The sequence below is a fragment of the Microbacterium sp. genome, from assembly GCF_035554235.1.
Lineage (GTDB): Bacteria > Actinomycetota > Actinomycetes > Actinomycetales > Microbacteriaceae > Microbacterium.
This window is the reverse complement of record NZ_DATMIO010000205.1, coordinates 1-5,668: the sequence shown is the minus strand read 5'-3', so window position 1 is coordinate 5,668 and position 5,668 is coordinate 1. Positions and strand designations below refer to the sequence as shown.

Genomic DNA, 5,668 nt, shown 5'->3' with positions numbered 1-5,668 from the left:
CCAAGCCGCCCGTGGACAAGCCGCACACCGCCGGCATCCACCACACCGCGTTCGAGTACGAGGACTTCGACTCCTGGCTGGACAACTACGTCCGGCTTCGCGACCTGGGCATCTCGCCGGCGTTCTGCATGGACCACGGGATGACCATGTCGATCTACTACGCCGATCCGGACGGCAATGGCGTGGAGATCCAGGTCGACAACTTCCGGGACTGGGGCAAATCCAAAGAGTGGATGTGGGCGTCGCGGGAGTTCGCTGAAGACCAGCTCGGCCCACAGTTCGACCCCGACAAGCTCGTCGAGGCTCGTGATGCGGGGCTCGATCACGACGAGATCCACGAACGTGCCTACGCAGGTGAGTACCGTCCTGCAGCCGAAGTGCCGAACCCCGCGTTCCCGGATGTCTGGGCCGAGAAGGTCGCAGCCGACCCTTCGCTGCTCGAAGGCGTGGCGTTCCCGCCGGCAGGAGCAGGCCGATGAGGATCGCGAATCTCAACGGCCGCGCGGCGCTGATCTCCGAGTCGACCGCCGTCGACATCGCCACGGCGAGCGACGGAGCCTTCGGTCCAGATCCGATCGACGTGTACCAGAAGTGGAGCGCGTTCGTCGCATGGGCCGGTGACGTCGACCTCTCCGGCGGTCTGCCGTTCGACCAGGCATCCCTCGGCGTCCCCGTGCCCAACCCCGGCCAGGTGCTGGCGATCGGAGTCAACTACAAGGCGCATGCCGAAGAAGCCGGCATCCCTGCGCCGGACGACCTGATCGTATTCACCAAGTTCCAGTCGAGCCTCGCGGCCCCGAACGCCACCGTCGAGCTCCCGAGTGATGATGTCGATTACGAAACGGAGATCGTGGTCGTTATCGGCACCGGCGGGCACCGCATCGACAAAGCAGATGCCTGGTCGCGAGTGGCGGGCGTTGCGCTCGGTCAGGACATCAGCGAGAGGGCCGTGCAGCGCCGCGGTCCCGTGCCTCAGTTCTCGATGGGCAAGTCGTACCCGAACTTCGGACCTTTCGGCCCGTTCATCGTCACGCCGGACGAGTTCGCCGACAGGGACGCGATCGAGTTCCACGCGGTGCTCGAGCGACCCGGAGAGGAGCCCCTGACTGTTCAAGAGGGCTCCACGAACGACATGTTCTTCAGCGTCCCCGAGTCCATCCATCGGCTATCGCAGATCGTCACCCTCCTGCCCGGCGATCTCATCTGGACGGGTACTCCCGCGGGTGTCGGGCTGGGGCGCGGCATCCTGATGCGTCCTGGGTTCACCCTGACGAGCACGTTGAACGGGATCGGATCGTTCCAGAACGCCTTCGTCGCCGCATCGTGAACACCTCAACCGTCGAGTCGCCGGAAGTGAGCTGGACTCCCACCCGGGAGAGCATCGAGGCGACCAATATGTGGTCGCTGCGTCACCAGGTCGCCGACCGATTCGGCATCGCCCTGGACGACTACCCGTCGTTCTGGCGGTGGTCGATCACCCAGCCCGGACAGTTCTGGGACGCCGTTCGCGCGCATGCGGGGATCATCGGCGACGACTTCGCGGACAATGCCCTGGCCGACTCACGAATGCCCGGCGCGGTCTGGTATCCGGGGGCGCGGCTCAACTTCACGGAGAACGTCATGCGTCATGCACGCGGACGGGCCGACTCCCTGGCAATCCTGGGACTGGATGAGGGCGGCGGGGTCGACTCATGGTCGTGGGGCCGGCTCCAGGATCGTGTCGCCGCCTTCTCGGCACGTCTCCGGACCGCCGGCGTCGGCAGACGAGACGTGGTCGCCGGCGTGCTCCCCAACACACCTGAAACCATCGTCGCGATGCTCGCCACCGCAGCGATCGGTGCGACCTGGTCCGTGTGTGCGCCTGACTTCGCCGAGACCGCAATCGTCGAGCGTCTTCGGCAGTTGCGACCGCGCGTGCTCGTCGGATCGTCCGGATATGTCTTCAAAGGGCGCACCGTCGAAACCTCGCGCTTGCAGAACTCGGTTCAGGCTGCACTGCCGACATCACGGGAGTTGATCACTCTCGATGACCTTGATTCGTTGCCGTCGGCTGAGCCGGAGTACGTCCGCGTCCCATTCGATCACCCTCTGTGGGTGCTTTTCTCATCCGGCACAACGGGTGCGCCGAAGGGGATCGTGCACGGCCACGGGGGCATCCTGCTCGAGGCGGCGAAGGGAATCGGACTGCAATTCGGTCTCGGGCTGGAGGACCGCTATTTCACCGCCGCGAACACGTCCTGGATGGTCTGGAACACGCTTCCTAACACCCTCAGCGTCGGATCGGCGGTGGTCACCTTCCCCGGCGCCTCGACGTGGCCCGAGCCCGACCGACAGTTCGAGATCGTGGCCGAATCCGGCACGACCATGCTGGCGACCGGCGCTGCCTACCTCGCGCTCGTGGAGAAGTCGGGCCTTCGGCCAGGCGATCGGCACGATCTGTCCGCGCTTCACACGATCATGTCCACCGGGTCCGTTCTGTCGCCGTCGACCTGGCGGTGGGTGCACGATGCCGTCAAGCCGGACGTTCACCTCTCCAGCGACTCCGGAGGCACAGACATCTGCAGCGGGTTTGTCGGGGGCAATCAATGGCAGCCTGTCCACGTCGGCGAGCTCCAGGGTCCGGCCCTCGGTGTCGCTCTCGAGGTGCGCGCGGACGACGGCTCACAGGTCGCCGACGGCGAGGTGGGAGAGCTGACAGTCACTGCCCCGATGCCCTCGATGCCCATCGGGTTCTGGGACGACGACGACGGAGCTCTCTATCGCGCCGCCTACTTCGAGCGGGATCCCTCTGTCTGGACTCATGGCGATCTCATCAGCCGCACCAGGTCCGCCGGGGTCATCGTCCACGGCCGCAGCGACGCGACCCTCAATCGTGACGGCGTTCGACTCGGCAGCGCGGAGATCTACGCCGCCCTCGACACGATTCCGGTCATCCGTAACAGCGTCGTCTTGGGAATCGAACGCCCCGACGGCGGCTACTGGATGCCGTTGTTCGTCGAGCTCGCTGACGGCCACGTCCTCGATGACGAACTCCGCACCACCATCCGCACGACCATCCGCGCCCGCGCAAGTGCACGACACGTCCCGGACACCATCGAGCATGTTCCTGGAATCCCGGTCACGCACGCCGGCAAGCGGATCGAGGTTCCGCTGAAGAAGCTCTTCCTCGGCCGCCCAGTGGAACTGGCGGTCAATCTCGGAGCCCTTTCGAATCCGTCCACGGTCGATTGGTTCACCCGTCGCGCGCGCGAATCGCGTCAGAACGAAAGGCCAGCACGTGAGTGAAACGGACTACGACGTCCTCGTCGTAGGGCAGGGGGTGGTGGGGCAGATCGTCTCGCTCTACCTCGCACAGCGAGGTCACCGCGTCGTCGCGATCGAGCGCCACGAGCTCGCCTACGCGCTTCCGCGCGCCGTTCACTACGACCCGGACGTCAACCGGCTGCTGGCAGGTCTCGGCATCGGAGAGGATGAGCAATCGACTTTCAGCGAACCCGCCGCAGCATACGACTGGCTCAGCGCGGACAGGCGGCTTCTGCTGACGTTCCCGAATGCACTCGACGGCGATCAGGGCTGGCCCGAGTCGACCATGTTCGCGCAGCCAGACCTGGAGCAGGCGCTCCGGAGGCACCAGGACGAGGCCGGGACACTGGACAACCTCTGGTCCACCGCGCTCGTCTCGTATGTGCAGGATGATGACGGCGTCACCGCGACCGTGGAGACGCCGGCGGGCACGAGGCAAATCCGCGTGGGGTACCTCATCGGATGCGACGGTGCGAACTCTACTGTGCGTGCGCTCGCCGGTTTTCAACAAGAGAACCTCGACTTCAGTTCCGACTGGCTGGTCATGGACCTCAAGATGGCTCCTCGCGAGTGGGTGCCAGTCAACGGGCAGATCTGCGACCCGGCTCGCCCGACCTCCTGCGTGTCGGGTGGTCCCGGGCGGCGCCGATTCGAGTTCATGCGGATGCCGGGCGACGAGGCGGCGTCGTTCAGCACCCCTGAGACGGCGTGGTCGCTCGTCGAGCCGTGGGGCGTTCACCCAGAGGATGCGGAGCTCGAACGCCTCGCGATGTACACCTTCCACGCCCGTGTTGCCGACCGGTGGAGCGACGGTCGCGTCTTCATCGCGGGCGACGCTGCGCACCTCATGCCACCCTTTTGGGGCCGCGGCATGGTCTCGGGCTGCCGAGACGCGCTCAACCTGGTGTGGAAGCTGGACCACGTTCTCCGTGGCGAGGCGCAGCCGGAGCTGCTCGACACGTACGGGTCTGAACGGCTCTCGCACGTGCAGTACGCATTGCACATGTCGCTAGAACTAGGTCGACTCATCTGTGAGACCGATCCGGAGAAGGTAGCCGCACGAGACGCGCACTTCCTGGAAAAGGGTCCCCTGCCGTGGAACGCGCTGCCGGTGATGCCGCCCGAGGTGCTCGGAAGCGGGTTCTTCCCAGGCGGCGCGCCCGGCGACGACCCGATAGCAGGACGCGTCGGCGTTCAGGGTCGGCTGCGCGGGCTCGACGGCTCGGTCATCAACGCCGACCGCATTACGTGGGGAGCCTTCGCGGCCTTTATCGATGCCCGGCGCGTCAGCGAGGCCGACGCACAGCGCATACGCGACGCCAGGCCAGACGGAATCGATTGCAAAGTCATCGAGATCGTGCCAGGGGACGCGGCGCCGCGGAATCGACACAGCGGGGCGGATATCGACGGACGCTATTCGCGTGTCTTCGATTCCACGATGGCGGTCGCGATCGTGTACCGACCTGACTTCCACGGGTTCGGCTCTGCCGTGAGCGTCGATGAGGCGATAGCGCTGATGAAAGCCCTCGATCCGGCCACCGCCACGATTTCGAGTTGAGAGGACCGCGATGACAGTCAAGGATGACGACGTCGTCATTGTCGCGACGGCACGGACACCCGTTCGCGGTGCAGGTCATGGCTTCCGTTCTCTCGAGCCCACAAAACCCCACAAGGCTCGACTGCATGGGGTATAGAAGGGACTGGGCTTGGAGCCGGGATCGGCTGCGAATCGAAGGGGTGACGAAGATGGATGCCGAGATCTCCAGCATCGACGAGGGTCACCTGCGGCGGTGCGTCGAGCTCGCGACGCACGCGCTCGAGAACGGCGACGATCCGTTCGGATCGGCCCTCGTCGATGCAGACGGAGCAGTGCTGGCCGAGGCGACGAACCGCGAGCGATCCGATGGCGACCCGACCGCGCATCCTGAATTGGCGCTCGTGAGGTGGGCGATCGCACACCTCACCCCCAACCAGCGTGCAACATCGACGGTCTACACGTCGGGCGAGCACTGCCCGATGTGCGCAGCCGCCCACGGATGGGCGGGACTGGGACGCGTCGTCGCTGCCGCGTCGGCCGCACAGCTCGCCGAGTGGCGGGCGGCGTGGGGATTGCCGGCCGGCCCGGTGACGCCAATGCCGCTCACGGATGTCGCGCCAGATGTCGTCGTGATCACGCCGGTGGCGCCGTTCGACACCCAGATGCACGAACTGCACCGGCGGGCGGTTGCGCAGGCGGAGGGCTAGGGGAGTCGCGCATCCCTTTGAGGCAGAGCGGCTGAACAGCCACAACCTCGGGCTCGGGTGTCAGGGCGTGGTCAACGGGTAAACGTCAACTGACACTCCCGGAGGCACGACGTACCCGCTG

5 protein-coding genes are annotated in these 5,668 nt (G+C 66.0%); all 5 read left to right on the top strand.

Annotated elements, in window-relative coordinates:
• The coding region (locus VNT50_RS10705; protein WP_325485101.1) for a VOC family protein at nucleotides 1-479 on the top strand (479 nt) is incomplete at its 5' end.
• Nucleotides 476-1,327, top strand: a complete 852-nt coding sequence (locus VNT50_RS10700; protein ID WP_325485100.1) for a fumarylacetoacetate hydrolase family protein — start codon at nucleotides 476-478, stop codon at nucleotides 1,325-1,327. The genes VNT50_RS10705 and VNT50_RS10700, both read left to right, overlap by 4 nt.
• Nucleotides 1,328-1,353: 26 nt before the next feature.
• On the top strand, nucleotides 1,354-3,285 hold the full coding sequence (locus VNT50_RS10695) for an acetoacetate--CoA ligase (protein WP_325485099.1): 1,932 nt from the start codon (nucleotides 1,354-1,356) through the stop codon (nucleotides 3,283-3,285).
• On the top strand, nucleotides 3,278-4,861 hold the full coding sequence (locus tag VNT50_RS10690; protein WP_325485098.1) for a bifunctional 3-(3-hydroxy-phenyl)propionate/3-hydroxycinnamic acid hydroxylase: 1,584 nt from the start codon (nucleotides 3,278-3,280) through the stop codon (nucleotides 4,859-4,861). Before VNT50_RS10695 ends, VNT50_RS10690 begins: the two co-directional genes overlap by 8 nt.
• A 188-nt stretch (nucleotides 4,862-5,049) precedes the next feature.
• On the top strand, nucleotides 5,050-5,547 hold the full coding sequence (locus VNT50_RS10685; RefSeq protein WP_325485102.1) for a nucleoside deaminase: 498 nt from the start codon (nucleotides 5,050-5,052) through the stop codon (nucleotides 5,545-5,547).
• The last annotated feature ends 121 nt before the right edge of the window (nucleotides 5,548-5,668 follow it).